This is a genomic window from Bartonella acomydis (assembly GCF_039543025.1).
Lineage (GTDB): Bacteria > Pseudomonadota > Alphaproteobacteria > Rhizobiales > Rhizobiaceae > Bartonella > Bartonella acomydis.
The window spans coordinates 1-25,615 of record NZ_BAABIY010000094.1 but is presented as its reverse complement, the minus strand read 5'-3'; the positions used below and the strand labels follow the sequence as shown (position 1 = coordinate 25,615).

17 protein-coding genes and 2 pseudogenes are annotated in these 25,615 nt (G+C 40.8%); 12 read left to right on the top strand and 7 right to left on the bottom strand.

The genetic code is table 11. From position 1 onward, the window contains the following. The first annotated feature begins 191 nt into the window (after positions 1–191). From ABD909_RS07595 to ABD909_RS07560, 8 genes are all read left to right on the top strand, one after another. Positions 192–1,790 (top strand): BID domain-containing T4SS effector, encoded by a 1,599-nt coding sequence (locus ABD909_RS07595; RefSeq protein ID WP_345097331.1) that lies wholly within the window; start codon positions 192–194, stop codon positions 1,788–1,790. A 292-nt stretch (positions 1,791–2,082) separates the two neighbouring features. Further along, positions 2,083–3,174 carry a BID domain-containing T4SS effector gene (locus ABD909_RS07590; protein WP_345097330.1) on the top strand — a complete coding sequence of 364 codons (1,092 nt, stop codon included), beginning with the start codon at positions 2,083–2,085 and terminating at the stop codon, positions 3,172–3,174. Positions 3,175–3,482: 308 nt separating this feature from the next. Beyond that, a complete protein-coding gene (locus ABD909_RS07585) occupies positions 3,483–4,676 on the top strand; it encodes a BID domain-containing T4SS effector (protein ID WP_345097329.1) in 1,194 nt (397 codons plus the stop codon). A 192-nt stretch (positions 4,677–4,868) separates the two neighbouring features. After that, entirely contained in the window at positions 4,869–7,604 is a 2,736-nt protein-coding gene (locus ABD909_RS07580; RefSeq protein WP_345097328.1) for a BID domain-containing T4SS effector, read from the top strand. 893 nt (positions 7,605–8,497) lie between these two features. Continuing rightward, a complete protein-coding gene (murJ, locus tag ABD909_RS07575) occupies positions 8,498–10,069 on the top strand; it encodes a murein biosynthesis integral membrane protein MurJ (protein WP_345097327.1) in 1,572 nt (523 codons plus the stop codon). A gap of 78 nt (positions 10,070–10,147) precedes the next feature. Then, positions 10,148–11,209 carry a tryptophan--tRNA ligase gene (gene trpS, locus ABD909_RS07570; protein ID WP_345097326.1) on the top strand — a complete coding sequence of 354 codons (1,062 nt, stop codon included), beginning with the start codon at positions 10,148–10,150 and terminating at the stop codon, positions 11,207–11,209. A gap of 61 nt (positions 11,210–11,270) precedes the next feature. Beyond that, positions 11,271–11,762, top strand: coding sequence for a universal stress protein (locus tag ABD909_RS07565; RefSeq protein ID WP_345097325.1), 492 nt, complete (start codon positions 11,271–11,273; stop codon positions 11,760–11,762). A 55-nt stretch (positions 11,763–11,817) separates the two neighbouring features. Continuing rightward, complete coding sequence (locus ABD909_RS07560) at positions 11,818–12,396, top strand: NifU family protein (RefSeq protein ID WP_345097323.1); 579 nt, start codon at positions 11,818–11,820, stop codon at positions 12,394–12,396. Between the two features lie 564 nt (positions 12,397–12,960). On the opposite strand, the gene ABD909_RS07555 is transcribed toward ABD909_RS07560, so the two are convergent. Further along, positions 12,961–13,293 carry a zinc ribbon domain-containing protein YjdM gene (locus ABD909_RS07555; RefSeq protein ID WP_345097321.1) on the bottom strand — a complete coding sequence of 111 codons (333 nt, stop codon included), beginning with the start codon at positions 13,291–13,293 and terminating at the stop codon, positions 12,961–12,963. Positions 13,294–13,870: 577 nt separating this feature from the next. On the opposite strand from ABD909_RS07555, the pseudogene ABD909_RS07550 reads away from it, so the two are divergent. Next, a pseudogene (locus tag ABD909_RS07550) lies at positions 13,871–14,255 on the top strand (helix-turn-helix domain-containing protein). 204 nt (positions 14,256–14,459) lie between these two features. Here the strand turns inward: ABD909_RS07550 and groL are convergent. Together groL and groES are read right to left on the bottom strand one after the other, a co-directional pair. Then, positions 14,460–16,103 carry a chaperonin GroEL gene (gene groL, locus ABD909_RS07545; RefSeq protein WP_345097320.1) on the bottom strand — a complete coding sequence of 548 codons (1,644 nt, stop codon included), beginning with the start codon at positions 16,101–16,103 and terminating at the stop codon, positions 14,460–14,462. Positions 16,104–16,165: 62 nt separating this feature from the next. After that, on the bottom strand, positions 16,166–16,462 hold the full coding sequence (gene groES, locus ABD909_RS07540; protein WP_005864441.1) for a co-chaperone GroES: 297 nt from the start codon (positions 16,460–16,462) through the stop codon (positions 16,166–16,168). Positions 16,463–16,687: 225 nt separating this feature from the next. Between groES and fumC the strand changes: the two genes are divergently transcribed. Further along, positions 16,688–18,076 (top strand): class II fumarate hydratase, encoded by a 1,389-nt coding sequence (gene fumC, locus ABD909_RS07535; protein ID WP_345097319.1) that lies wholly within the window; start codon positions 16,688–16,690, stop codon positions 18,074–18,076. A 456-nt stretch (positions 18,077–18,532) separates the two neighbouring features. Here fumC and ABD909_RS07530 read toward each other — a convergent pair whose 3' ends face one another. Continuing rightward, positions 18,533–20,158 carry an alpha-D-glucose phosphate-specific phosphoglucomutase gene (locus ABD909_RS07530; protein ID WP_345097318.1) on the bottom strand — a complete coding sequence of 542 codons (1,626 nt, stop codon included), beginning with the start codon at positions 20,156–20,158 and terminating at the stop codon, positions 18,533–18,535. Positions 20,159–20,368: 210 nt separating this feature from the next. On the opposite strand from ABD909_RS07530, the gene ABD909_RS07525 reads away from it, so the two are divergent. Both ABD909_RS07525 and ABD909_RS07520 read left to right on the top strand, forming a co-directional pair. Beyond that, positions 20,369–20,893 carry a peroxiredoxin gene (locus tag ABD909_RS07525; RefSeq protein ID WP_345097317.1) on the top strand — a complete coding sequence of 175 codons (525 nt, stop codon included), beginning with the start codon at positions 20,369–20,371 and terminating at the stop codon, positions 20,891–20,893. A 94-nt stretch (positions 20,894–20,987) separates the two neighbouring features. After that, positions 20,988–21,263, top strand: a pseudogene (locus tag ABD909_RS07520) (peroxiredoxin); the annotation flags it as partial. Positions 21,264–21,630: 367 nt separating this feature from the next. On the opposite strand, the gene ABD909_RS07515 reads toward ABD909_RS07520, so the two are convergent. The 3 genes from ABD909_RS07515 to pyrF all read right to left on the bottom strand — a co-directional run bounded on the left by ABD909_RS07515 (position 21,631) and on the right by pyrF (position 25,316). After that, complete coding sequence (locus tag ABD909_RS07515) at positions 21,631–22,143, bottom strand: replication protein (RefSeq protein ID WP_345097316.1); 513 nt, start codon at positions 22,141–22,143, stop codon at positions 21,631–21,633. 486 nt (positions 22,144–22,629) lie between these two features. Then, entirely contained in the window at positions 22,630–24,123 is a 1,494-nt protein-coding gene (gene hisS / locus ABD909_RS07510) for a histidine--tRNA ligase (RefSeq protein ID WP_345097315.1), read from the bottom strand. 347 nt (positions 24,124–24,470) lie between these two features. Continuing rightward, complete coding sequence (gene pyrF, locus ABD909_RS07505; RefSeq protein WP_345097314.1) at positions 24,471–25,316, bottom strand: orotidine-5'-phosphate decarboxylase; 846 nt, start codon at positions 25,314–25,316, stop codon at positions 24,471–24,473. Between the last annotated feature and the right edge of the window lie 299 nt (positions 25,317–25,615).

Sequence of the window (25,615 nt, the reverse complement as noted above, 5' to 3'; positions counted from 1 at the left end):
GATCTTTCTCTCTCAGTAAAAGAAAACAGCGCTAAGATAAGGATTGTTACAAGCAAAAACACCCATGAATTCGAGGGATCTCTTTTCTCTCATCCAATGCTCGAAATCTTAAAAGAATACGCGAGGGGGATTTTTAAACAAAAAGTTTAACACACTTTCATCCATTACCCCATCCTATAAGGAGAGAATATATGTTAGAGCATAATTATCTGTATAAAAATAGCAACACACTGAAAAATAAATATGGCATCAAAGACCGCCAAAGGCTGTATACACGCTGTGCCCATGATGCAGCAAGGGCAGCTGTGAATTTTCGCTATGAGCCACTACCACGAAAATTTGACACCGCTTATTTGAAAACAATTCACTGGAATCTCTTCTATAAAAGTTTTGAATGGGCGGGACAAACCCGCGATCAAACCTTTACATTTGAAGATGGTAGCATTGCCAGTATGCCAGCGATGCACCCTAAAGGTTATGACATTCCTTTTGCCGTTGGTGCACAGATTCAAAGAGAACTTAAACAACTAGAGCGCATGCTGCATGCGAAAAATAATTTACGTGGTTTATCACGCCAAAAATTTGCTGAAAATGCTGCTGAAGTCTTTATGCTTCTCAACCATACGCATCCTTTTAGAAAAGGCAACGGGCGTGTACAACGCATGTTTATGGAAAAGCTTGGGCAAGCCGCGGGCCATAAAATTGACTTTTCTTTTATAACAAAAGAGCGTCTGACACATGCCTGTATTGCTGCAATGCAACAGGGCAATCCACAACCAATGCAGCATCTCTTTGAGGATATGACACATCCCCAAAAAGCACTGGTTTTAAAGGAGTTCATCTCTCATATGAGAAACGCTGGACTTGAGGAAATCAACAATCGCATTGTGGTTGCAGCCAAAGAAGGAGAAACCTATGATGGCACCTATAGAGGCATGGCAGCAGAAGGTTTTGTCATGGAAGTTGATGGTGTTTTTGTTGTCGGAAACAAAGACGAACTCACACCAGAACAAATGAAGACATTACAAAACGGTGCATCTCTCTACTTTGAAAAATCAAATGTACAAAATTTAAAGGAAACACTCATTCCAAAAGAAAGATTAGCACCTCTCAGCCAAGAAGAATTGTTCGCAAAGATTTGTTCTGATCCCTTTATTGAAGCCAGCAAAAAAGAAGTTGAACGTTTATCAAAGAAGGTTTATGGCAACCCGAAAATCTTAGGCATGAAAATAGAGTTAGTAAATGCAGATCCAAGCTTGGGTCGCGTATTTGCTGAGCACATTGCCCAATATCCACAATCAATTTGTAAACTTGCAGGAGTCAAAATACTTGGCATAAAAAGTCGAGAGCGCTGCCAAGCTGAAGAACACCTGCCACAGCTTTGTGAAATGCTTAAAACTTATGCGACAATAGTACGTGAAACAAAAGATGAATTTCTAGAAAAACACACAAGAAAACAAAATCGTGTAAATCATTCTATTGAAAAGCCAAATAGAGATTTACAAAACCTTTTTACCCTCCCAGCAGAACAACAAAGAGAAACCTTATCTCATTCTCCCACACTGCAACAACATCTCCATGTTTACGCACGCAAACTACACAATCGTTTATCAGCAGAAGAACGTCAAGCCGTACAGCAAAACAATCACACAAAACTGTCTTGTCTGATTGGTGTATCGGAAAGCAAAGCAAGAGAAATTGTAAACACCGTCAAACTTACCAAAAAAGCACAATGTCAGATGCGGTCTCTTAAAGTGAATCGCTCTTCATCGATGGCTCTTACGGGCTAAATAAGCACTTTGATCTTTTCTCATTCCTTGGCTCTCTCATTTCGATTACACCAAAAACTGTTTTAAAATGTTACAAAAAAAATCATCATAAAGAGCTTCGGAAATTTTATTTAAATTATTGATAAAATTTCATAAAAAAGCTGTATAAAAGACACAAATGTCGATTATCCTAGTTCATGAATAGCTCAAATCTTTGGAGGCCACTCAAATTGATATCTTCTATAAAACTATCAAAGCATAAGGGGGAGAGAGCACCAAAGAGGTTTTCTCAAAATATTGAAAGGAAACGTGCATGAAAAAACATCAACCATCCTCTTCTAAAACTGTAGAGGACCTAAGAAGACGCTTTGAACAACAAGGCCTAGGAGATCCAAATTCCGAACCCGTCTATGCAACGGTGAATAAAAAACCCAAAGAACAGCGCCAAACACAATCAGAGGCAGCTGGCTATGCATCGCCAAGAAATCAACCTCTATCAGAAAATCCCTATGCATCGCCAAGAAATCAACCTCTGTCAGAAAATCCCTATGCACCGCAAAGACCACCAGAAGGTGCCGAAGAAAGCGCTTATGCAACACCAAATAGGTCGCCCCAAAGACCACTAACAAACCCCTATGCAATAGGCGATTTGGAAGGGCGTGAGTGGCCAGAATACGACAGAGTTGGAGGTGCACAAGGTGGGCGAGATCCCCAAGAACAAGAACCTCTCTATGCAGATATTGACTTTGACCAACAGGGTAGGCCTTCGCCCCAGAAACCACTAGAATCCATCTATGCAACCGTTGGCATGGGTGCACGAGATGAACACGGTCCCTTACAACAAGAAAATCCCATCTATGCAGGCGTTAGTTCAAGAAGGACAACTTCTCCTCCACGATCCCAGAAAGATGTGATTACCACAAAGCTTTTACAACACACAGAGTTTCAATATGGTGTAAGAGAAACCCAAGAACGCTGCGCTGTTGTTTATGGTAACCCACATGCTTTGAATGAACAACTTTCTCAGGTTCTTGAAAATCCTCAAATGGGAGAGCAGATTTTACGGAGCCTTGCAGAAAATCCTGAAGGACCTGGTAAACTTGCAGGGAGAACAGTATTCGGCATAAAAACTTCAGATCGCAAAGCAGCTGAAGAAGAGTTTCAGTACCTTTATTCAAGTCTTGAGAAACATATATATACAGCACAAAAGCTACACAAAGCTTTTACACGGCAGCATGAAAAAGAACGTAGCCATGAGAGAGGTACAAGCCAAGAAAGACAGGAACATGGACATCACCATCATCACCACCGCCGTGGACAAGAGAGAGAACAGAATGCTCCAGAGCAAAGCGCACAACGCAAACAGAGTCCCAAAACTGAAAAAGGGATGGCCTTTGCAATGTAAGTGTGCATAAAAATACAAATATTTTTGCCTTTCAATTGATTTTTTGGCGCAATCAAAATGACATGATTTGCGCCAAGAATTGTTATAAAATGTGACTTAAAAAAATTATCAAAAAAGCTTTGAAAATTTATTTAACTTATTGATAAAATTTCACAAAAAAACTGTATAAAAGACATAAATGTCGATTATGTGGGCAGCAAATAGCGCAATCTTTGGAAGCCCTTCAAACCGATATCTTCATTTTGTAAAAAATGAAAGGTGAAGAATGCACCAAAGGGGTTTACTCAAAATATTGAAAGGAAACATGCATGAGAAAAAATCAGCCCCCATCTTTTTCCTCCCCTTCAGTTCAAAAACGTATCAAGCTCTCTGAACAAGCCGCTGCAGAGCTGGCAGCCTCAGAAAGCCTTTGTGGGGAATTCACACCAAGAGATAAAACAACCTCCACTACCACGAGAGAAGATCGGCAAGAATCGTCTTTGTCAAGAACAGAACAAAGGCGTGATACAACAGCAACTTCATCAAAAACATCTATAACTCTCTCTGAAGAACAAATTACGCAATTACTGCATCACAGCCGATTAGTAACCTCATATCAAGAAGAAATCCGACGCATATGCAAAACTGTTTATGGCAATTCACATGCCTTACAGGAAAAAATAGAAGAAATTATAATAAACCCTGCGGCAGGAGAAAATTTATCATCGCAAATTACAATAAACCCTAGGGAACTTCATAGACTTGCCGGCAAGCAAATGCTTGGCATAAAAAGCAGTACACGCAAAATTGCCGAGGAAAATTTGTCAGCCCTTTGTGGCCTTGTTGATTGTTATATAGAAGCTGTAAAAGTTACAAGAGCCGACTTAGCTATAACCCCATTAGCAGTACTCCCATATTATGAACAATTAATAGGCAAAGAAACACTTACAAAAATCTTGCAAACTTCGCGTCATCCTGCACGGGAGAATGCCTCTCTAAAAGATGATGAAATTGCTGACAAAATGCGACAACATCCAGTAGTGAAAAGACATTATGCACAAATTGAATATTGGTGCCAAGTTGTTTTTGGTAAATCTGATATTTTGCAACAAAAAACTGAGGGAATGTTTGAAAATTCGGCTGCAGCAGAGGAACTTTCATGGCAAATTGCAGCCTATCCGCAGTCTTTTGGGCGCTATGCTGGTGTTAATATGTGTGGTTTAAAAAACAAGACGCGTAAAACTGCCGAAGCAGGCCTTTCACACTTAATAAGCGCTGTTGACAATTATGCCAATGCTATACAACAAGTCAAAGAGAGCATTGTACAAACTCAGCAAATAACCCCTGAAGCATCTGCCAGATTCATACAAGATTTATCAGTCTCTTTAAGAGAGTCCGAAAACATCTCAGCAACACCATCCCATCATGAAACCGCAAAATCTCCTCAACATTCACCAGAAAGAATACAAGACACTCAATCACGCAAAGCAGTACGTCCAAAAATGCTAGCTCTTGCTAGCTAAAGCGACTAAATTTTAGCTGTTCTTTGTGTTTTTGGGCGCAATTTTCGTAAAATGATTTGCGTCAAGAAAGTTATGTGACTTTAAAATTTTTTACAAAATCCTCCATCATTAACCTTAAAAATTGAGAAAATTGCATCATACAAATGTGAAAATCAATCATGATCCGCACAAAGAGCGTGAAAGGAAATTTGCATGAAAAAAACACAACCCTCCCCTTCTGTAGCGAGCATGGTGGCAGAATTTGAAAAACGCCTTGAACAATCTATGGCAACGCCAACAGCTCATGTTAAAAACACTCAAAAACCACCTCTTCCAAAACGTCCAACAAAAGCTACAGATACAAGGGTTGCTTCACAAGAAGCATCTCAGGCAAGCGAAAAAATGCCAAACATCGCAACCAGACAAGAAAGCCAAACAACACAGGTAAAAGTTGCTCCTCCAAAACCACCACGGACAAAGAATAGACAGCAAGCAGCAGCAACCAGACAAGAAAACCAAACAGCACAGGTAAAAGCTGCCCCACCAAAACCACCACAGGCAAGGAATAGACAGCAAGCAGCAGCAACCAGACAAGAAAACCAAACAGCACAGGTAAAAGTTGCTCCTCCAAAACCACCACGGACAAAGAATAGACAGCAAGACACGGCAACCAGACAAGAAAGCCAAACAGCACAGGTAAAGGTTCCTCCCCAAAGACCACCACGGGCAAGAGACAGAGAGCTAACCAACAATGGAGTAACACAAAAAAATGAATCTCCCTACGGTACCCCTGCGCCACCAAAATCTTTGCAAACAAAAGACAGGACACCTACCCCCACCGCAACAGAGGAGAGTGAGATCATATATGCAGAAATTGACATAAAAACACGGTCCTCCACAAGACATAAAGAAAGACGTAGTGTAACCACTCAACAAGAGCAAACCATATACACAACGGTTGCTTCAGCAAGCATAAGCGCATCTCTCTCAAAAGAGGAAATGATTGTTAAAATTAGAAATAATCCGTTGGTCCAAGCCTGTAAAGACGAAATCAGAACTTTATCTCAAACTGTTTATGGAAACCCAGATATTTTTCAGAAGAAGCTTGAAGAAATTGAAAAAAATCCCTCCCTTGGAGATAGCCTTTCATGGCAAGTTGCAGCAAAACCTAAACTTGTTGCGAAACTTGCTGGGAAAAAGGTTCTTGGCATAAAAAATCAAACGCGCAAGCAAGCTGAAGAAAATATTTCCCCCCTGTGTCTTGCCCTTGAAAATTATGCTGAAACTGTAAAGCAGGCAAAAGAGGGTATTTTGCATGGCCATCTGGCTAAACAAATACGCCATAAACATTCGCTAGATCTAAAACAAATGGCTAAAGATCTACAAAAGCCACGCACAGCTGCTGAAAAAGAAACAACAACTCTTTCACAAAAGGAAATGCTACGCAGAGTTAAAAGCAATACAACGGTCCAATATTGTCAGGCAGAAATCGTATATTGGTGCACAATTGTTTATGGCGATCCACGTATTTTGCTATATAGACTTGAAGAAATACAAAAAGCTCCTGCTATAGGAGAAAATCTTGCTTGGCAAATAACAACACACCCTCATATATTTGGTAAATTTGCGGGCCGCAAATTCTCTGGTATAAAAAACCAAGCGCGCAAAGATGCTGAAAATGCTCTTCCCCGTTTGGCTGAAGCCATTGAAGGCTATGCTGAAGCTATAAAACATGCAACAGAAGACATTGTACAAACCTCTCACACACAACAAAGGCGCCATGAACAAACGGTGCAAGAGAAAAGCATGCAAAGCCAAACAAAGTCTCCTCCGTTGCCTGAGCGCTCACCAATAGAAAGGCATCAAGAAGTTGCCCAAACCTCTATGCAAACAGATTGGGAGCGGCTTGGTGCTAAACCACGCACGGCAACAACATGCCCAAAACCTGCCCTACAACAGACACAAGAGAGCGTTCTACCTGCTTCTCACGCAGCACAAAAACGCCATGCACCTTCTCCACAGCAAGAAAAAAGCGTGCAAAGCCAAACAAAGTCTCCTGCATTGTCTGGACATCCATCAACACACACGCATCAAGAAGCCGCTAGAGTCTCTATGCAAACAGATTGGGAGCGGCTTGGAGCTAGACCACGCACGGCAACAACACGCCCAAAACCTGCCCTACAACAGACACAAGAGAGTGTTCTGCCTGCTTCTCACGCAGCACAAAAACACCATGCACCTTCTCCACAGCAAGAGAAAGGCATGCAAAGCCAAACAAAGTCTTCTCCGTTACCTGAACGCTCACCAATAGAAAGGCATCAAGAAGCTGCCCAAACCTCTATGCAAGTAGAAAAAAAACCACAAGCTGTTCAACCAGGCACAGCTACAATCCCTAAAACAGAAAGAACCCCTCCTCTTTCACATAAGGAGATTAGTGATAGAGTTCAAAGTGATCACTCTGTTCAACATGCTCGGATAGAAATCTACAATTGGTGTAACATTGTTTACAATAACCCATTTGTTTTGCAATATAACACTGAAGACGTACAAAAAATTCCTGTTTTAGGAGAAGAACTTGCATGGCAAGTTGCAAACCAACCGACAATGTTTGCTCCACTTGCTGGAAAACAAGTGCTTGGCGTCAAAAATAGTGCACGCAAACATGCTGAAAAAGCTATTCCTTCTCTGTGTGCTGCCATTGATAATTATACCAAAGCTGTAAAGCAAGTAAGAGAAAGTATTGTCAAAACGCATCAAGAACAATCTATGAAACTGGATGAAGACTCGCAAAAACAAGAAAGTTTCTTAAGGTCTTCTCAATTGTCTGAACACTCACCCAAAAACAGGCGTCAAAGAACTGCTGAAACCTCTATACAAGCGGGGGAAAGCTCACAAAGCGTTCAACCACGCAAAACTACAACGCCCAAAACAATGTCTTTTGCCGGCTAAATTTCATAAGCTTTGATTTTTATCTCATCCCTTGGTGCAATTATTTCACTAAAGACTGCACCAAGAAATGCTGTATCAAACATAGTAGGCCCAAAACATCTCTCTCGTCCAATCCACTCAACAGATAAGGTTGCACGCATTAAGACTTCACGACAATCCCCTCACGCCCTGCTTTATGAAGAATACAATAATCTTTGGTGTCACATCTGCACGAAAAACAGACACAGCAAAATATTCAATGCAATAGAACCAAATGCATAAAAGAATTGGTAGCATAAGCATAAATTACATATTGTTTTTAAAAAACAACATTACTGCTTTTCTCTCTCCCCCATCAGCACTCACTCTGCAAGAGTGAGAAGAGAAGATCCATGAACACTAAAAAAAGAGATATCATGACTCACAAGCACATATATGGGCATATGAAAAGATTTTGCACATTTTAAGCGTTTGAGATCACTCAACAGTAGACAAAATGTTGAACCATTCTAAACACTCTACAAAATCTGACTTTTTCGTGTATCCAAGTCATTGAACAATCAAAATAGCATGACAATCTGATTTGAGAACGTACAACAAAGAAACAAAACAATGAAACGCATAAAACAAAGCTTCATAAGTTTTCCTCTTTTCTCACACTGTTTTTCGTTTGTTATATCGGCCTATTTACAAATTAATTAAAAAGAAACTTTGTTTTTTTATAAATAAAACGCTTATGTCTTAATGACAAATACAGCTTAAAGAATATAAACGCACTCTTGTTGACAGAAGGATAAACACCATCGTAAAATGTTTTAAAAAATAGAATTGTATGAACACACTGATTAGATTTCATGCTTTAAAAAGGGGCTTTTATTGATCGCTTCTCCTTCATAATAAACCGATATATTTTTATGATCCTATTTAAAAAATTTGCAACTGTTGCTTCTGGCACCCTGATGAGTCGCATTTTCGGCTTTATACGCGAAATGTTGATGGCAGCAGCATTGGGAACTGGTCCTGTTTCTGATGCATTCAATGCGGCTTTTCGTTTTCCCAATACATTCCGTCGTTTTTTTGCTGAAGGTGCCTTTAATGCGGCTTTCGTTCCTCTTTTTGCTAAAAAAATTACCGAAGAGGGTCAAGAGAAAGCATGCAAATTTGCCGAAGAAGTCTTTGGCGTTCTTTTTTCGCTACTCTTGCTCTTAACCATAGCTATGGAACTCAGTATGCCTTTTTTGGTAAGAACAATTATTGCACCAGGTTTTGCAAAAGACGCCACAAAATTTAACGCGACGATTCATTTTACCGCGATCATGTTTCCCTATTTAACATGCATGTCGCTTGCCACCATGATGGGGGGCATGCTCAATGCCTTGCGGCGCTATTTTATTGCAGCCATTGCCCCTCTTTTTCTGAATATACTTTTGATTAGCGTCCTTGCTTATGCTTGGTTTTATGGGCTTGACGCTTGGCATATTGGCTTAAATCTTTCTTGGGGTGTCTTAGCAGCAGGCATTCTGCAACTCACACTAATTGCTGTGGCTTTGCGTCAAAGTGGCATGAAAATTTTTCTCCGTCGTCCCCGTTTCAGTCCCAATGTTCGCAAGCTTTTAACTTTAGCATTCCCGGCTGCCATCACAGGGGGCATTACACAAATCAATTTGCTCATCAACACCAACATTGCTTCCAGCCAATCGGGTGCCGTTTCTTCTTTAATGTATGCGGACCGCCTTTATCAATTGCCCCTAGGGGTGATAGCCATTGCCATTGCCACCGTTCTTTTACCAGAATTAACAAGGGCTTTACGCAACAAAAAACACAAAGAGACGCATGATTTACAAAACCGTTCTATTGAATTAACCCTGTTGTTAACGCTGCCGGCCTCCGTTGCTTTTTTGCTGCTTTCCACCCCCATTGTCAGTTTGCTTTTTGAACGTGGGCAATTTACCGCCGAATCCACACACTATGTTGCACAATTACTTGAACTTTATGGGTTAGGACTTCCGGCTTTTGTCCTCATTAAGGTCTTTATTCCCAATTTCTTTGCCCATGAAGATACCAAAACACCAATGATTTTCACCGGCATTAGCGTTCTCATCAATATCAGCCTTGCCTTAACATTATTTCCTCACCTCTCCGCACGCGGCATTGTCATAGCCGAGATCACCTCTGGCTGGGTGAACACCCTGTTGCTTTGTTTTGTGCTTATCAAACGTGGTTATTGGGAATATGACGCACAACTGATAAAACGTATTGCGTGTCTCATGATGGTTACCATTTTGAGTGCACTCATCCTTCATTATTGTTTTCATGTGCTTGGCTTTTTATCGTTTCCTTTATCCTCACAAGCTTCATTTTTTTTGCGAGCAGGAACTCTGAGTGGAATAATGTTTATCCTGTTTGCGCTCTATTTAAGTGCCTATTTTTTCCTTGACACCCGTTCCTTTTTCCTCACCCTCAAAAATTTAAAAAAACGCCTATAATATTTATCTTGCTTTGAGAAATATGCTTTGTCACAAAACATAAAATGAATAACTTTACTTAAAAGAAAGAATGCTTCTATGGATACTTTCACACCGCTTGTTTTTTCCGGTGTACAACCCAGTGGTCACTTACATCTTGGCAATTATCTTGGTGCTATCAAGCATTGGGTTGAATTACAAAAATCCTATCATTGTTTGTATTGCGTTGTTGACATGCATGCGCTAACTGTGAATCCAGATCCTCGAACCCTAATAGAATCCACAAGAGCCGTAACAGCCGCCTTTTTGGCTTCCGGCATTGATCCTCAAAAACATATTGTTTTCAACCAATCTAGGGTTTTTCAACATGCTGAACTTGCTTGGATTTTCAATTGTGTTGCCCGTATTGGTTGGCTCCAACGCATGACACAATTTAAAGATAAAGCTGGAAAAGATCGTGAAAAAGCATCCCTTGGGCTTTTTGCTTATCCAAGTCTGATGGCGGCTGATATTTTACTCTACCGTGCCACGCATGTTCCGGTAGGGGAAGATCAAAAACAGCATGTTGAACTCGCACGTGACATTGCGCAAAAATTCAATAACGACTATGCTAATCGTCTTGTAGAATTAAATTTTGCTGTTCCAATACAAATGGGTGAGGAAACAAAACAAGGCTTTTTCCCACTCCCAGAAGCACTGATAGGAGAAACAGCGATGCGCGTTATGTCACTGCGTGATGGCACAAAGAAAATGTCAAAATCAGATCCTTCAGATTTTTCACGCATTAATTTGACCGATGATGCTGCTCTTATTGCCAAAAAAATACGCAAAGCAAAAACGGACTCAGCTCCTCTTCCCGATACAATTGCCGACTTAGAAGATCGCCCTGAAATTGATAATTTGCTTGGCATTTATGCAGCCTTTGCCCAAGTGAGCAAAGAAAAAGCCCTCTTAGAGTTTTCAGGGCAACAATTTTCGCTTTTCAAAACAGCACTGGCTGATCTTGCTGTCCATAAGCTTGCCCCTATAACGGCGGAACTTCGCCGGTTGCATCAAGAAAGTGCTTATATTGACTCCATTTTGCATGATGGTGCACAACGTGCTGGTGCTCTGGCAGAAAAAACTATGAAAAAAGTTCGTGAAATCGTTGGATTTTTGTAAAATCCATGAAACAATAACATTTTAAAGCATAAGAGAGTATCTGTAAAAAGAGAGAGAAAACATGGTTTCTAAGCACAAAAAGCTCAAAAGAGATCATAAGAAAAAGATTCTAGTCATTATTGATGAAACACCAGAATGTCGACGTGCCGTTGCTTTTGCCGCCCATCATGCCAAAAATACCAACCGAAGCTTGCTACTGCTTTGTGTTGTTGACAATGCTGAATTTCAACATTTTCTGGGTGTAAATGACATTATGCGCACAGAATCAACACAAAATGCCAATAAAATGTTGAAAGAAATTGCCTGTGATCTACACAACACCCATGCTCTTGAAACAGAAATTATGATGCGTGAAGGCAAAAAGGTCGAAGAAATTTCCAAATTGATTGAAGAAGATAAGGAAATCGCCCTCATTGTTTTAGCAGCCAGTGGACACACAGAAGGGCCAGGCCCACTTATCCAATTAATCGGAAATCGTGGGACAGCTTTTTCCATTCCTGTCACGGTCATTCCGAGCAATCTTGCCGATGAAGATATTGTATCGATTGCCTAGAAACACTATTTGGATACAGTAATCTTCTTAATCCCTTATGACAAAAGGAGAGTGTATGTTTATTCAAACTGAAGCCACACCAAATCCTGCAACACTAAAATTTTTGCCAGGTTGTGTGGTGGTTCCTGACCATGTCTTAGAATTTCGTAACCGTGAAGAAGCTGCTAAAAATTCTCCTTTAGCTGCTAAATTGTTTAATATTCCAAATGTTAATGGTGTTTTTTTAGGCTATGATTTCATCACGGTGAGCAAAAAAGACGGTGAATGGCAACATCTCAAACCCGTTATTTTAGGCACAATTATGGAACATTTTCTCTCTGGTGATCCTGTAATTAGCAGCAATGCCACGCCAGGAGCGCACAACCACGCACTTCATGAAGAGTTTTATGACGAAAAAGACGCGGATATCGTCTTAACCATTAAGGAGCTTCTTGAAACACGCATTCGCCCAGCTGTTGCCAATGATGGTGGCGATATTACATTTCGCGGATTTGAAAACGGTATTGTTTACCTCAATATGCGTGGTGCTTGCGCCGGATGTCCCTCTTCAACGGCAACACTCAAACATGGTATTGAAAATCTTTTACGCCATTTTATTCCAGAGGTTTTAGGTGTTGAAGCCATGCCGCAATAAAAACAAATAGAATATAACAAAATATCACCCTCAAATCCTCTCATAACAATCAAATCGACAAGCGGGCACACCACACTGGTGCCACATCCTCCCTAGGCGCATTTTTTCGATAAAATTGATGTCATGCAAATGACATTACTACAAAGTGTTGATGTATAAAGATATTGTATTAATCTTCCGCCCAATATCGTCGTTTCTGACATTTCAAACCCTCTCTGAAACAATCAACCATGCGCTTGCATGTTCACAAACGGGTTTGGTATATGCGTAAAAATCCTAGCAACAAATAAAACAGCCATTCCCCCAAATAACCTATAGAGTATCTCCAATGCCAAGGGTTATTAGCAGTATTTTAAACGCAGTAACACGCATATAAGGACATCGACATATTGCCCAGCGTATTTAAAAACCAGCACAAACTATTGGTATATTTTAAGGGCGCATTTTTCTAAAAATTGCAATAATTTCCGCCCTCAAACCTACACCAGTTCTGAGATCAGCTCTGCTGTATCAGCTCTAGCAAATATCTTTTAACAAAGGGAAAATATTCAACCAACGCTTTGCTTAAATTTTTTTCACGAATTCTGACTTTAAGCCAATTTGACCAATTCCTGGAATTTTACAATCGATATTGTGATCCCCATCCACGAGGCGAATATTTTTCACCTTTGTACCACTCTTGAGAACGGAAGCAGCGCCTTTGACTTTAAGATCTTTTATCACCATCACGCTATCTCCATTGGTCAAAACCTGACCATTGGCATCATAAACGATATCAGCAGTAAGTTCTTCACTCTTTTGTGGCCACTCATGAGCGCATTCAGGACAGACAAAATTTCCCCCCTCTTCATAAGTATAAAAACCACCACAATGAGGGCATTTAGGATATTGGCTCATACATTCTCTCTTTGCATTTTAAGAAAAATCATTTCTTTCAGCTGTCATAGAGCAAGAAAACCCTATTGTCTATTATCTCAGTTCATTGTCTCACGAAAAACGCTTTGTTCTTTTTAAACTTATTTCCTCCTCTCCAGTGACAAGCGAGCACTTCATATTGCATTTATGATAGCGTTTCACGATATTACGAGATAACAAACTTTTGCATTTGAGAATATCCATAGCAGAATTTTACGGCTTATCATCAGAGACTATTTTCTGCATCATGAGCCACAAGAGGCTTTCTCTTAAATCATAATCTCAGACCCGCGCTTGTTGAGAGGGACAAAACTTTTCCGAAAACAAGGTTGTTTTCATTTTTATTGCCAATCCTCTCAAATTACTTTATAAATAAAGGTGCTTTGATCGTATACGCAGCGACAAAGAGGATCTTGAAAACCCGAAACCTAAATATGAATTTATCCCGCTTTGTGAGTATCCCGGAATTCCGGGAAATTTTGCTATGTCCAGGTGCTCTCACGCACTAAAAGCAAAAAAGCTGATTAGGTTTCAGTACTTTCAAGCTCCTGGAATACTAATGCGAGAGCACTCGCAACCGGCGGGAGGAGAAATGCAAGCCAGAAATTCTCATAACGACATGTTTGTGGGCAAAAAAATTCACTTGCGACGCAACATGCTGAAAATGTCTCAAAAAACACTAGGTCAACATTTAGGCGTAAGCTTCCAGCAAATTCAAAAATATGAAGAAGGCTTGGAATCGTGTCGGAGCGGAGCAATTAAAGGAAATTGCCGACCTTTTAAATGTTCCCATAGCCTTTTTTTATGCAGAGATCTCCACAAAACAACATACACCTTATCCTCATGATGAAATTGCCTCAAGCAGAGAAGAATATCTGCTGCTCAAAAGATTTCGTGTTCTCACCACGCTAAAACGCAAAGCAATTTTACAGCTGCTCCTCTAACCCAAATGAAAGCTTTTAGCATCATGTGTGCATCCCATAGGCTCTGTGATCAGCATTCTGCACGAGCTAGACACGCACCATCTTAAATCAACAATTCTTAGCATCCATCAAATTAGCCTATGCACTGTGGTTATAATAACAAACAAACACATTAAAAAACGGGCCCGATAGACCCGTTTCTTTTGATGTTTATAAAAGAGGGCTTTAGAAATCCATTCCGCCCATTCCACCCATTCCGCCACCAGGCATTGGAGGCATTGGAGTGTCTTTCTTTGGCATTTCAGCAACCATTGCTTCGGTTGTGATCAGAAGGCTTGCAATGGAAGCAGCATTCTGCAGAGCAGAACGTACCACCTTCACAGGGTCAACAATTCCCAAAGCAATCAAATCACCAAATTCACCGGTTGCAGTGTTATAACCAAAGGTATCTGCATTGTTTTCCAACACCTTGCCAACGATAATCGCAGCTTCTTCACCGGCATTGGTAGCAATTTGACGCGCAGGTGCTTGAAGAGCACGACGAACGATATTAATACCGGCTTCCTGGTCAGGATTGCTTCCTTTAACGGTCAAAGCACTTGCCGCACGCAACAAGGCAGTACCACCACCAGCAACAATACCTTCTTCCACCGCAGCGCGTGTTGCATTCAAGGCATCATCAACGCGGTCTTTCTTTTCTTTCACTTCAACTTCCGTGGCACCACCAACACGGATAACAGCCACACCACCAGCAAGTTTAGCAAGTCTTTCTTGCAATTTCTCACGGTCATAGTCAGAAGTTGTTTCTTCGATCTGTGTCTTGATTTGGCTTACACGTGCACTAATTTCGCTCTTTTGCCCAGCACCATCGATAATGGTGGTGTTTTCTTTAGAAATATTGACTTTCTTTGCACGACCAAGCATATCCAAAGTGACATTTTCAAGCTTAATGCCAACATCTTCAGAAATTACCTGCCCGGATGTTAAGATTGCAATATCCTCAAGCATAGCTTTACGACGATCACCAAATCCAGGCGCCTTCACAGCAGCAATTTTTAAACCACCACGCAACTTGTTGACAACGAGCGTTGCCAAAGCTTCACCTTCAACATCTTCAGCAATAATAAGAAGTGGTTTTCCAGACTGTACAACAGCTTCAAGCACAGGAAGCAAAGATTGCAGATTAGACAATTTCTTTTCGTGAATAAGAATGTAAGGATCATCCAAATCTGCCACCATTTTTTCAGCATTGGTGACAAAGTAAGGAGAAAGATATCCACGATCAAATTGCATTCCTTCAACGACTTCTAATTCGGTTTCAGCAGTTTTTGCTTCTTCCACGGTAATAACGCCTTCATTGCCAACTTTTTCCATAGCATCAGCGATCATTTTACCGATTTCAGCAGCACCATTGGCGGAAATTGTTCCGACCTGTGCAATTTCTGCTGAAGTTTGTATTTTTTTTGCTTTTTTGAAGAGATTTGCCACCACTTCATCCACAGCAGCATCAATCCCACGTTTAAGATCCATAGGGTTCATGCCCGCAGCAACAGCTTTTACGCCTTCTTGAACAATAGCTTGCCCCAAAACAGTTGCTGTGGTTGTTCCATCACCAGCAATATCGTTGGTTTTAGAAGCAACTTCACGCAACATTTGCGCACCCATATTTTCAAACTTATCTTCAAGTTCGATTTCCTTTGCCACAGATACACCATCTTTTGTGATGCGTGGAGCACCAAATGATTTGTCAATCACCACATTGCGCCCCTTAGGACCAAGTGTTACCTTCACAGCATTAGCAAGGATATCAACTCCGCGCAACAAACGCTCACGCGCTTCACGGCCAAATTTGACTTCTTTAGCAGCCATCTAATTTCTCCTTGGAGTTATCTCAAAATAATATAAAGTGGAAAGAATTTAAAAGGCGTCAATTAGCCCAAAATTCCCATAATATCAGATTCTTTCATGATTAACAGGTCTTCGCCATTAATCTTGACTTCAGTACCAGACCATTTCCCAAACAGAATACGGTCACCTGTTTTAACTTCTAACGGCACACGCTTTCCGTTATCATCAAGAGCGCCATTACCAATCGCAATAACTTCACCTTCTTGAGGTTTTTCTTTTGCTGTATCAGGAATAATAATCCCACCAGCAGTCTTATTTTCAGATTCAACCCGACGGACAACCACACGATCGTGAAGTGGGCGGAATTGTATATTAGCCATGTTTTAAATCCTTAAAACTTAACATAATTGATTAATCTTGAGTTCTCGCTAGCACTCTTAAAGTACGAGTGCTAACATTGGCTAAGATATAAAATCACTCCTTCACAATGTCAAGGACTCTTCCATAAAATAATTTACCTTAAAAAGGCTTTCAAGTCTTGCCTCCCTTTCCCATTTTGCATTATCTAGTTTTATTAACCTGCGAACGTAAAAGGATCTCTTATCATGGTTGAAACACGTCAGGAAACGGATAGCTTTGGAACAATCTCGGTACGTCAAGACCGTTATTGGGGCGCACAAACGGAACGTTCACTGCATAATTTTAATATTGGCAGTGAAAAGCAACCGCTCACCATCATCTATGCCTTAAGTCTTATTAAAAAAGCTGCCGCCCTTGTTAATATGGAAAAAGGCAAGCTTCCGCAAAACATTGGCAAAGCGATCATGACCGCTGCTGACGAAGTGCTCTCCGGTGCATTTGATACCCATTTCCCCCTCTCTGTTTGGCAAACAGGTTCTGGCACACAAAGCAACATGAACGTCAATGAAGTCATCGCCAACCATGCTAGCATGTTGCTTGGAGGAAAACTAGGCAGCAAATCCCCTGTACATCCCAATGACCATGTCAATATGAGTCAATCCTCCAACGATTCCTTTCCCACAGCGCTTCACATTGCCACCACTCTGCAAACACGCCAACACTTACTGCCCATTCTTGAAGCCCTTATTACCACATTAAGAAAAAAAGAAGAAGAATTTTCCGACATCATTAAAATCGGGCGGACCCATACCCAAGATGCTACCCCCTTAACTTTAGCGCAAGAATTTTCAGGCTATCGCGCCGCGCTTGAAGCCAACCTGCAGCGTATTGAAACAGCTCTTACTGATGTTCAAACCCTTGCCCAAGGGGGCACAGCGGTTGGCACAGGGCTCAATGCACCACAAGGTTTCGATGTTGCTTTTGCCCAAACAATCAGTAACCTTACAGGGATAACCTTCAAGACTGCCAGCAATAAATTTGAAGCACTTGCCCATCATGGAGCCCTTGCCCATTTTCATGGTAGTCTCAATGCTCTGGCAGCTGATCTGTTTAAAATTGCCAACGATATACGCTTTTTGGGCTCAGGTCCACGCTCTGGTCTTGGCGAATTAAGCTTGCCCGAAAATGAACCAGGCTCTTCTATCATGCCAGGCAAGGTTAACCCCACCCAATGTGAAGCAATGACAATGGTTGCAGTCCAAGTCTTTGGCAACCATACCAGCGTGACATTTGCCGCAAGTCAGGGGCATTTTGAACTCAATGTTTATAAGCCTGTCATTGGCTATAATGTCTTGCAATCCATTACCCTTCTTGGAGATTGCATACGCTCTTTTGATCTCCATTGCGTCCAAGGATTGCGTGCCAATCGCGTTCATATTCACTCTCTCATGGAACGTTCTCTCATGCTGGTGACAGCCCTTGCCCCAGAAATTGGCTATGAAAAAGCTGCTGAAATTGCCAAAGCAGCGCATAAAAATGATACAACTTTGCGTGCTGAAGCGCTCAAAGCTGGCGTTTCTGGAGAAGATTATGACCGGTTGGTTGACCCCAAAAAGATGATTCATCCCCAATAACCCCCACGATAAACAACAGGATACAAATCTTCTTAAAACAAAAAAAATATCGGACCCTTCGCGGTCCGATTGCCTTTTTATGTGCATCTTTTACAAAGAACTATGCCCCCTTGACACAGCTTACAAAGCTTTTGAATTTGAAGCATATCTGCCACAGTCCACTCTTCTCTTGGTACCACCCCCAAAAAATAAGAGCGCTCTCTTTTCCTATCCCTCATTGCCCGACATGCCAACCTTAAAAAAATATCTATGCCAAAAACCCTAGGCCAAGAAGAGAATTTTTTGCCCCTCTCATGCATAAAGCACAATTTTCAAGAAACGGTGATAACCTACTCAATTTTTTAGGCTTCACTCACAATAAACACAGGATACAAAGCTTTCATGAGCATACCCACACAATAAAAACCATGGTACCTCCTTAACCACAAGGTAACAGTCACTCAAAAAACAGCGCTTTCATGTGATAATATCGGGATGCGCGCGCCCTAATTCCTGTTTTATGTTTAACAATTTCAATGCCACCTTTTGTAAAGGCTGGAGTATTTTTTGCGGATCCTGATTGTGTTTGTGTGGATCAGCCTCATACTGCTCAAAATAAAGCCGCAGCGTTGCTCCCACCGTGCCCGTCCCCGAAAGACGTACCACAAGCCGTGCACCATTTTCAAAAAAAACACGAACACCTTGCCGAATGCTAACGCTCTGATCAACGGGATCATGATAAGTAAAATCATCTGCTTTTTCCACCAAAAGCCCAGCAATTTCCATACCCCTTTGTGGCAAATGCGCACGCAATCGTTCTATCATCGCTTCTGCTTTATCACTCGCCACACTTTCATAATCATAACGTAAGGTATAAAAGCGCCCATAATCTCTCCAATGTTGCTGCACAATTTGTGCAACGGTTTTTCCCGTGAGAGCCAAAAGATTTAACCAAAAGAGCACTGCCCACAAACCATCCTTTTCGCGAACATGGTGAGAGCTCGTTCCAAAGCTTTCTTCACCACAAAAAGTCACTTTCCCCGCATCCAAAAGTGAACCAAAAAATTTCCATCCCGTTGGCGTTTCAAAACAATTCAATCCTTTTCTTGCAGCAACCAAATCCGCAGCAGGCGCTGTTGGCATAGAGCGCGCAATCCCCACAATCCCTTGGCGATACCCTTTAATAAGATGAGCATGCTCTAGCATAATCGCCAAGGAATCAGAAGGAGTAACAAACTGCCCACGGCCAATAATGAGATTACGATCACCATCCCCATCAGACGCCGCTCCAAGATCAGGTGCCTGATCCGACATCAACAAATCATAAAGATCCTTGGCATAAACCAAATTAGGGTCTGGATGCCCTCCTGCAAAATCTGGCAAAGGCGTACCATTGACCACCGTTCCTTGAGCAAATCCCAAACATTTTTCAAAAATTTCATGAGCATAAGGCCCTGTGACTGCATGCATGGCATCAAAACGCAAAGTAAGGCCTCTGCCCACAGCTTTCGCAATACAATCAAAATCAAAAATCTCTTGCATTAAAGCAACATAATCAGCAACAGGATTGATGACATCAACCCGCATGGAACCGATAAAACTTGTGCCTTCTCTGTCTAAATCGACATCTGGTGCCTCAAAAATTTTATAACAAGAAAGTTTCTGTGATGCTGCATAAAGAGCTTCACACAAAGAATCGGGAGCAGGTCCACCATTGGCAATATTGTATTTGATGCCACAATCTCCCTCTTTCCCCCCAGGATTATGACTTGCGGAAAGAATAACACCACCATAGGCATGCGTTTTGCGAATAAGATGTGAAACAGCCGGCGTAGAAAGAATCCCTCCTTTTCCCACCTTGACACAAGCTGCACCATGAGCTGCTGCCATTTTCAACACGGTCTGCAAAAGGCTGCGATTGTAATAGCGTCCATCCCCCCCAACAATGAACAACTTCCCCTCAACAGAGCCAATGCTGTTAAAAAGAGACTGTATAAAATTTTCAACATAACGAGGCTGTTGAAAAACTGACACTTTTTTGCGCAAACCAGATGTCCCCGGTTTTTGATCAGCAAAAGCCGTGGTCAAAACTGTTGTTATCATGGTAAAAATGCCTTCCTCTTATTCTTTTCAATTTTAAGCTGAATATCCATCAAAGTCGACCGTTAATTCTACTTGACGGAACAATGAAATATTTGCACACTGAGGAGAATTGGAGATTTTTTTTAAACCTCTTCCACATGCTTTGCAAAACAGAAGGCTGTTTGAAAGCACGAAAAACACAATTTTCATGAAAAATACAGGAGCACACCTATGATGAGAAAAACCGTTCCCAACACCACCTTTCATACACGTGTTCGCGATGAATCCGTGAGTGGAGATAATCCTTATCGCTGGCAAGAAATTAACAGTGATGCGTACTTTAAAGGAAAGCGAGTTATTCTTTTTTCTCTTCCTGGCGCCTTTACCCCCACTTGCTCTACTTTCCAACTGCCCGATTTTGAAAAACTCTATGATGAATTTAAAAAACTTGGCATTGATGAAATTTATTGCCTTTCCGTCAATGACGCTTTTGTCATGAATGCCTGGGGTAAAGATCAAGGTATAAAAAACGTAAAACTCATTCCCGATGGTTCTGGTGAATTTACCCGCAAAATGGGTATGCTGGTTGCAAAAGACAATATCGGATTTGGCATGCGTTCATGGCGCTATGCTGCTGTTATTAACGATGGCGTAATTGAACAATGGTTCGAAGAATCAGGTTTTTCAGACAATTGTACAACCGACCCCTATGAAATTTCTTCACCACAAAATGTCTTAAAAGCCTTGAAAAGTTAATTTTTAAACTAATTATACATTTGTCAAATGTAAACTTTCTAGCACAAATTCCTCTACCAAGGGGAATTTGTGTTTTTTATTTTATGAATAATAAAATGAAGCTTTTGTCATAAAGGCTTGAGACAAGGAACAAGCCCTAAAAAATGTAAAATAGATTCCCGATGGCCCGGGTGAGTTTACCCGCAAAATGGGTATGCTGGTTGCAAAAAACAATATCGGATTTGGCATGCGTTCATGGCACTATGCTGCTGTTATTAACGATGGCGTAATTGAATAATGGTTCGAAGAATCAGGTTTTTCAGACAATTGTACAACCGACGCTTATGAAATTTCTTCACCACAAAATGTCTTAAAAACCTTGAAAAATTAATTTTTAAACTAATTATACATTTGTCAAATGCAAACTTTCTAGCATAAATTCCTTCTTATGAAGGAATTTATGCTCTTTGTATTTTATGAATGATAAATTGCAAAATCTGCACACATATCCCCACCACAACAGCACCACAGCTCATCACAACAGACTTCCCCATATTTGCCCTCACCAATATCCAGCAAAAACAACCTCACGGCAAAAAGCATTGTGTTATCCTCTGTCCCTAAACATTATATGCCCCCATGCCACTATAGCAATGCACCCCATCAACAGATCAATTCTTCTGTTGTTTCAGAACCTGTTTTCCTTTATTTTTTTAAGATCTTTTTCTCTAAAATAATCAGCAAAGCAGCCATTCATTCTAATTTTCTGTCATAAAGACTGCATTCATGTTTTCACCTTCATTAAGCTCAAAATCTTCATCATTTTCAGGAAGCCCAAAAATATCTGGATTTATGAAATAACAATGGTTTTTTGTCCCCTTGGCTAGAATTTTATGACGTTCTAATTCCTTGATACCTTCTTTAAAAGTTGCAAAATTAAGATATTGTGATTCTTCCGTTGAAAAATCACAAGCCAAAAATTCATTGAGCGTATCACCATCTAATATGACCTGATCAAACCATAAATCCACATCATCCTCATCAGACATTTTTCCCACTTGCCACAACAGCACAAAGAAACTTTTCAAGCCAATAAATGATAGTCCCAAAATCATATGCCGACTATCTGGCGCTCCTGAAAAGGAAATTTGTGGAAGATATGAAAATCCAAAGTTTGCCGGAGGAAGCTTAAATGATTTTCCAATATCCTCAGGCTTTTCAAGAATAAAAGGATTTCTTTCATATAACAGGGTAAAATCATATTGGACCATTATATTTCTCCATTCATGCGTTGATATTACGAAAAAATGAATATCATCAGCTGTTTACCATTATAGATGGCTTACAATTGATACCAATATGTTCCTGTAAAAAATTGTCTGATTTAAGTTGTTTCACTCTTTTTTCAACTTAAAAGAGAAATCACTCCAAATCTCTCTCTTCTTTTGCGCAGATGAAATTTTGTACCTTCAACAAGAAAAACAAGCAATTTTATACCAAAAGAGGGAAATAGCGCAGATTTCGCTCCTCTTTTGCATCACGAAGACGCCTTCTCCGTGCTCTAAACTGATAAATCAATGCTTTTGCCCGTTTCAAAGGCATCTGCCTTTTATACCACTATATAGGCTAAAAAAATAACGTCATTTTCAACGCATACGTAAGCACATCTCCATGAGCAAAATACCAATCCTGCAAATTGCTTAAAAATGATATGGAGAATTTCCAAGTTTTACCAGCCACACGCTTTTACAAAACTTTTAATGTGAGCATTTGTGGGCAGCCAAAATATTTTGTACTGTTTGGACCAATTGCGTTTCATCAACCATCACTTGCGCTGGCCTACTTTCACGCCATGTTTGATTATCCTTAATTTCATGAGACAAACGCGCCCCTTCAATCAAATCTTTGATCTGTATTTTTCCGCTTTCACGCTCTTGCGAACCTTGGATCACCACACAAGGCGCTTGTCTTCGATCAGCATATTTCATCTGTGCCTTCATGCCTGCTGCCCCCAAATAGAGTTCAGCAGGAATTCCCGCACTGCGCAACTGCATGACCATGCTTTGATAGCGTGCAACAATTTCTGGTTTTTTATCCATCATCAAAACCACCACAGGTCCAGTCTTTTCTCTGCAAGGCAATTTTCCAAGATTTTGCAAAGCAACCATCAAGCGTGATACGCCAATGGAAAAGCCCGTTGCCGGAATATGTTCCCCACGAAAGCGGGCCACCAACCCATCATAGCGCCCACCCCCACCAACGGAGCCAAACACAACTTTTTGCCTCTCATCATTGAGAACATCAAACAGCAATGCGGCTTCAAATACAGGTCCGGTATAATATTCCAAACCCCGCACCACCGAAGGGTCAATTTTAATACGGTTATAACGAACATTTTCGGCAAAAATTTTCTGCATTTCCTCAAGTTCACGAACCCCTTCAAGACCTTGAGCATTCTGATCAACAACCTCTCTAAGAGCCTCCACTGTTTTCTCTGGCGTTTCAGCCTCTATAGTGAGCAAAGAAAGAATACGCTCAATTTCTTTATCCTTCAGCTGTGCCCCTTTTGTAAAATCACCGCTTTCATCCAAACGCCCCTTCCCCAACAACAAACGCACCCCTTCAGGACCGAATTTATCAAGTTTATCCATTGCGCGAAGAACTGTTAAGCGCTTTTCTTTCTGCTCACTTTCCCCCAAACCAATCAATTGTAAAACACTTTCCAGAATTTTCCGGTTATTCAGACGAATGACATAATCATGCTGTGCAATTCCCAATTTTTCCAAACTATCGGCTGCCATCATGCAAATTTCGGCATCCGCTGCAACGGTTGGCGTGCCAACAATATCAGCATCAAACTGCATAAATTGCCGAAAACGTCCAGGTCCTGGTTTTTCATTACGAAACACAAAGCCAAGACGATAACTGCGATAAGGTTTTGGCAAAGTTTCAAAATTCTCTGAAAAATAACGCGCAAGAGGTGCGGTCAGATCATAACGTAAAGACATCCATTGTTCATCATCATCTTGAAGCGAAAAAACCCCAGCATTTGGGCGATCTTCATCAGGTAAAAACTTACCCAACACATCCGTGTATTCAAAAATGGGTGTTTCCAGAGCTTCAAAACCATAAAGTTCATAAACTTCACGAATCTGAGCAATCATGGTTTCAGTTGCATATAATTGCGCAGTTGTGCGATCCACAAAACCACGAGGTAAACGCGCTTTGGTTTTTTCCGATGATGATGACATATGATTCTCTAGCAACAATTTGTGTTCACGAATAACCTGTTTTTTTATCTTATAGAAACAAATGCTGCAATGACTTTATCAGTCCTGCCCCTTTGTGCCATATATCAACTTTTGCTCTCTCAAAGGGAAAGCTCCCATCCCTTAAAAAGCCCCACGAAAAAAATACTGCCATTTTCAACATTGAGTATTCTCAATATCAGGATAGAAGCTCCCTCTCGGTATTTTTTCATTTGGAGGAAAAATAATGAGCTCCCCACCTTTTATCTCTCGCCCCCATAGGTCGTTTTCAGCTTAGCACGTTTTTAAGCATATTAGAGTTTTTAAGTTTATCGCCTTTGCAAAAGCCCTCAAGACACAAGAGTGCTTTTCGCTTGGCTGGCAAAATCACTGATGCACATTTTTAAATCCACAATATTGGGGCCAGCATCTGTAATCGACCTTGAAATGGAAGGAATAATATTCTGCCACAAATTCTGAGGAAACTGGTTTGTTAGTTGTGTGATCGTTCCCCCCTGTGCACCAATACCAGGAACAAGAAACAAGCAGTTTTTTAACTGCTCGATTGTCTCTTTTGCTTCTCCCCCCAGTGTTGCTCCAATAACTGCACCGATAGGACCAACAGCATGATGTTTCCTTGAAGATTGGCTATTATAGTCACAAATGCGCTGTGCCAAATGAACTGAGAGTGTTTGATCACCAATGCGTGCATTGCGGATATCCTTGCCCTCAGGATTAGAAGATTGCACGACCACAAAAACTGCCGTTCCTGTTTCTTCTGCAATTCTCATCATAGGAGTGAGAGCATCAAACCCAAGAAAAGCATTGGCCGTTATGGCATCCGCCCTAAAAGCGCTGCTTTCACCAAGCCAAGCTTGGCCATAAGCTTCAACAGTAGAGCCAATATCCCCCCTTTTTGCATCAGCAATGACCAACAAACCTTGTTTTCGTGCATTTTCCATAAGTTCTTTGAGAACTTGCAATCCCTCCACCCCATATAATTCAAAAAACGCGACCTGCGGCTTAATAAGTCCTACTTGCCCCACAACCGCTGTTAAGAGAATATCACAAAAATCCCTTAAGCCTTTATAATCAGGGCTCAAATTCCATGATTGCAAAACTTTATGACTAGGATCAAAACCAACACAAAGCGGTCCATAAATTTCACGATTTTTAAAAAAGCCGGAACAAAACATTCTACATCCCACAGTATCTGTTTAAATTTTTTGATATAGAAAACAAAGAATTCATTGATTAAAAGGACCGGTAACATGTTTTTAAAAAAAAAGAAAACATTTTCAAATGTCATGATATTTTCATAACATAATGGAAAATAAAAAAGCTTCCCTGTTATGGCGCTCATTCTTCTACTTTTTTATTTCCCTATAGATCATTTTTTATGAAGCGACCAAAACTCTCTCTATCAAGAGCTTTAAAGGAGGGCATTATCAAGCCTATTTCAGCATGATAATGGCATGTCTCTTTCTGATATTTT

What these genes read in the sequence shown, in the direction of transcription:
- ABD909_RS07595 (WP_345097331.1), top strand. Translation starts at nt 192, where the DNA reads ATGTTAGAGCATAATTATCTGTATAAAAATAGCAACACACTGAAAAAT.
- ABD909_RS07590 (WP_345097330.1), top strand. Translation starts at nt 2,083, where the DNA reads ATGAAAAAACATCAACCATCCTCTTCTAAAACTGTAGAGGACCTAAGA.
- ABD909_RS07585 (WP_345097329.1), top strand. Translation starts at nt 3,483, where the DNA reads ATGAGAAAAAATCAGCCCCCATCTTTTTCCTCCCCTTCAGTTCAAAAA.
- ABD909_RS07580 (WP_345097328.1), top strand. Translation starts at nt 4,869, where the DNA reads ATGAAAAAAACACAACCCTCCCCTTCTGTAGCGAGCATGGTGGCAGAA.
- murJ (WP_345097327.1), top strand. Translation starts at nt 8,498, where the DNA reads ATGATCCTATTTAAAAAATTTGCAACTGTTGCTTCTGGCACCCTGATG.
- trpS (WP_345097326.1), top strand. Translation starts at nt 10,148, where the DNA reads ATGGATACTTTCACACCGCTTGTTTTTTCCGGTGTACAACCCAGTGGT.
- ABD909_RS07565 (WP_345097325.1), top strand. Translation starts at nt 11,271, where the DNA reads ATGGTTTCTAAGCACAAAAAGCTCAAAAGAGATCATAAGAAAAAGATT.
- ABD909_RS07560 (WP_345097323.1), top strand. Translation starts at nt 11,818, where the DNA reads ATGTTTATTCAAACTGAAGCCACACCAAATCCTGCAACACTAAAATTT.
- ABD909_RS07555 (WP_345097321.1), bottom strand. Translation starts at nt 13,293, where the DNA reads ATGAGCCAATATCCTAAATGCCCTCATTGTGGTGGTTTTTATACTTAT.
- groL (WP_345097320.1), bottom strand. Translation starts at nt 16,103, where the DNA reads ATGGCTGCTAAAGAAGTCAAATTTGGCCGTGAAGCGCGTGAGCGTTTG.
- groES (WP_005864441.1), bottom strand. Translation starts at nt 16,462, where the DNA reads ATGGCTAATATACAATTCCGCCCACTTCACGATCGTGTGGTTGTCCGT.
- fumC (WP_345097319.1), top strand. Translation starts at nt 16,688, where the DNA reads ATGGTTGAAACACGTCAGGAAACGGATAGCTTTGGAACAATCTCGGTA.
- ABD909_RS07530 (WP_345097318.1), bottom strand. Translation starts at nt 20,158, where the DNA reads ATGATAACAACAGTTTTGACCACGGCTTTTGCTGATCAAAAACCGGGG.
- ABD909_RS07525 (WP_345097317.1), top strand. Translation starts at nt 20,369, where the DNA reads ATGATGAGAAAAACCGTTCCCAACACCACCTTTCATACACGTGTTCGC.
- ABD909_RS07515 (WP_345097316.1), bottom strand. Translation starts at nt 22,143, where the DNA reads ATGGTCCAATATGATTTTACCCTGTTATATGAAAGAAATCCTTTTATT.
- hisS (WP_345097315.1), bottom strand. Translation starts at nt 24,123, where the DNA reads ATGTCATCATCATCGGAAAAAACCAAAGCGCGTTTACCTCGTGGTTTT.
- pyrF (WP_345097314.1), bottom strand. Translation starts at nt 25,316, where the DNA reads ATGTTTTGTTCCGGCTTTTTTAAAAATCGTGAAATTTATGGACCGCTT.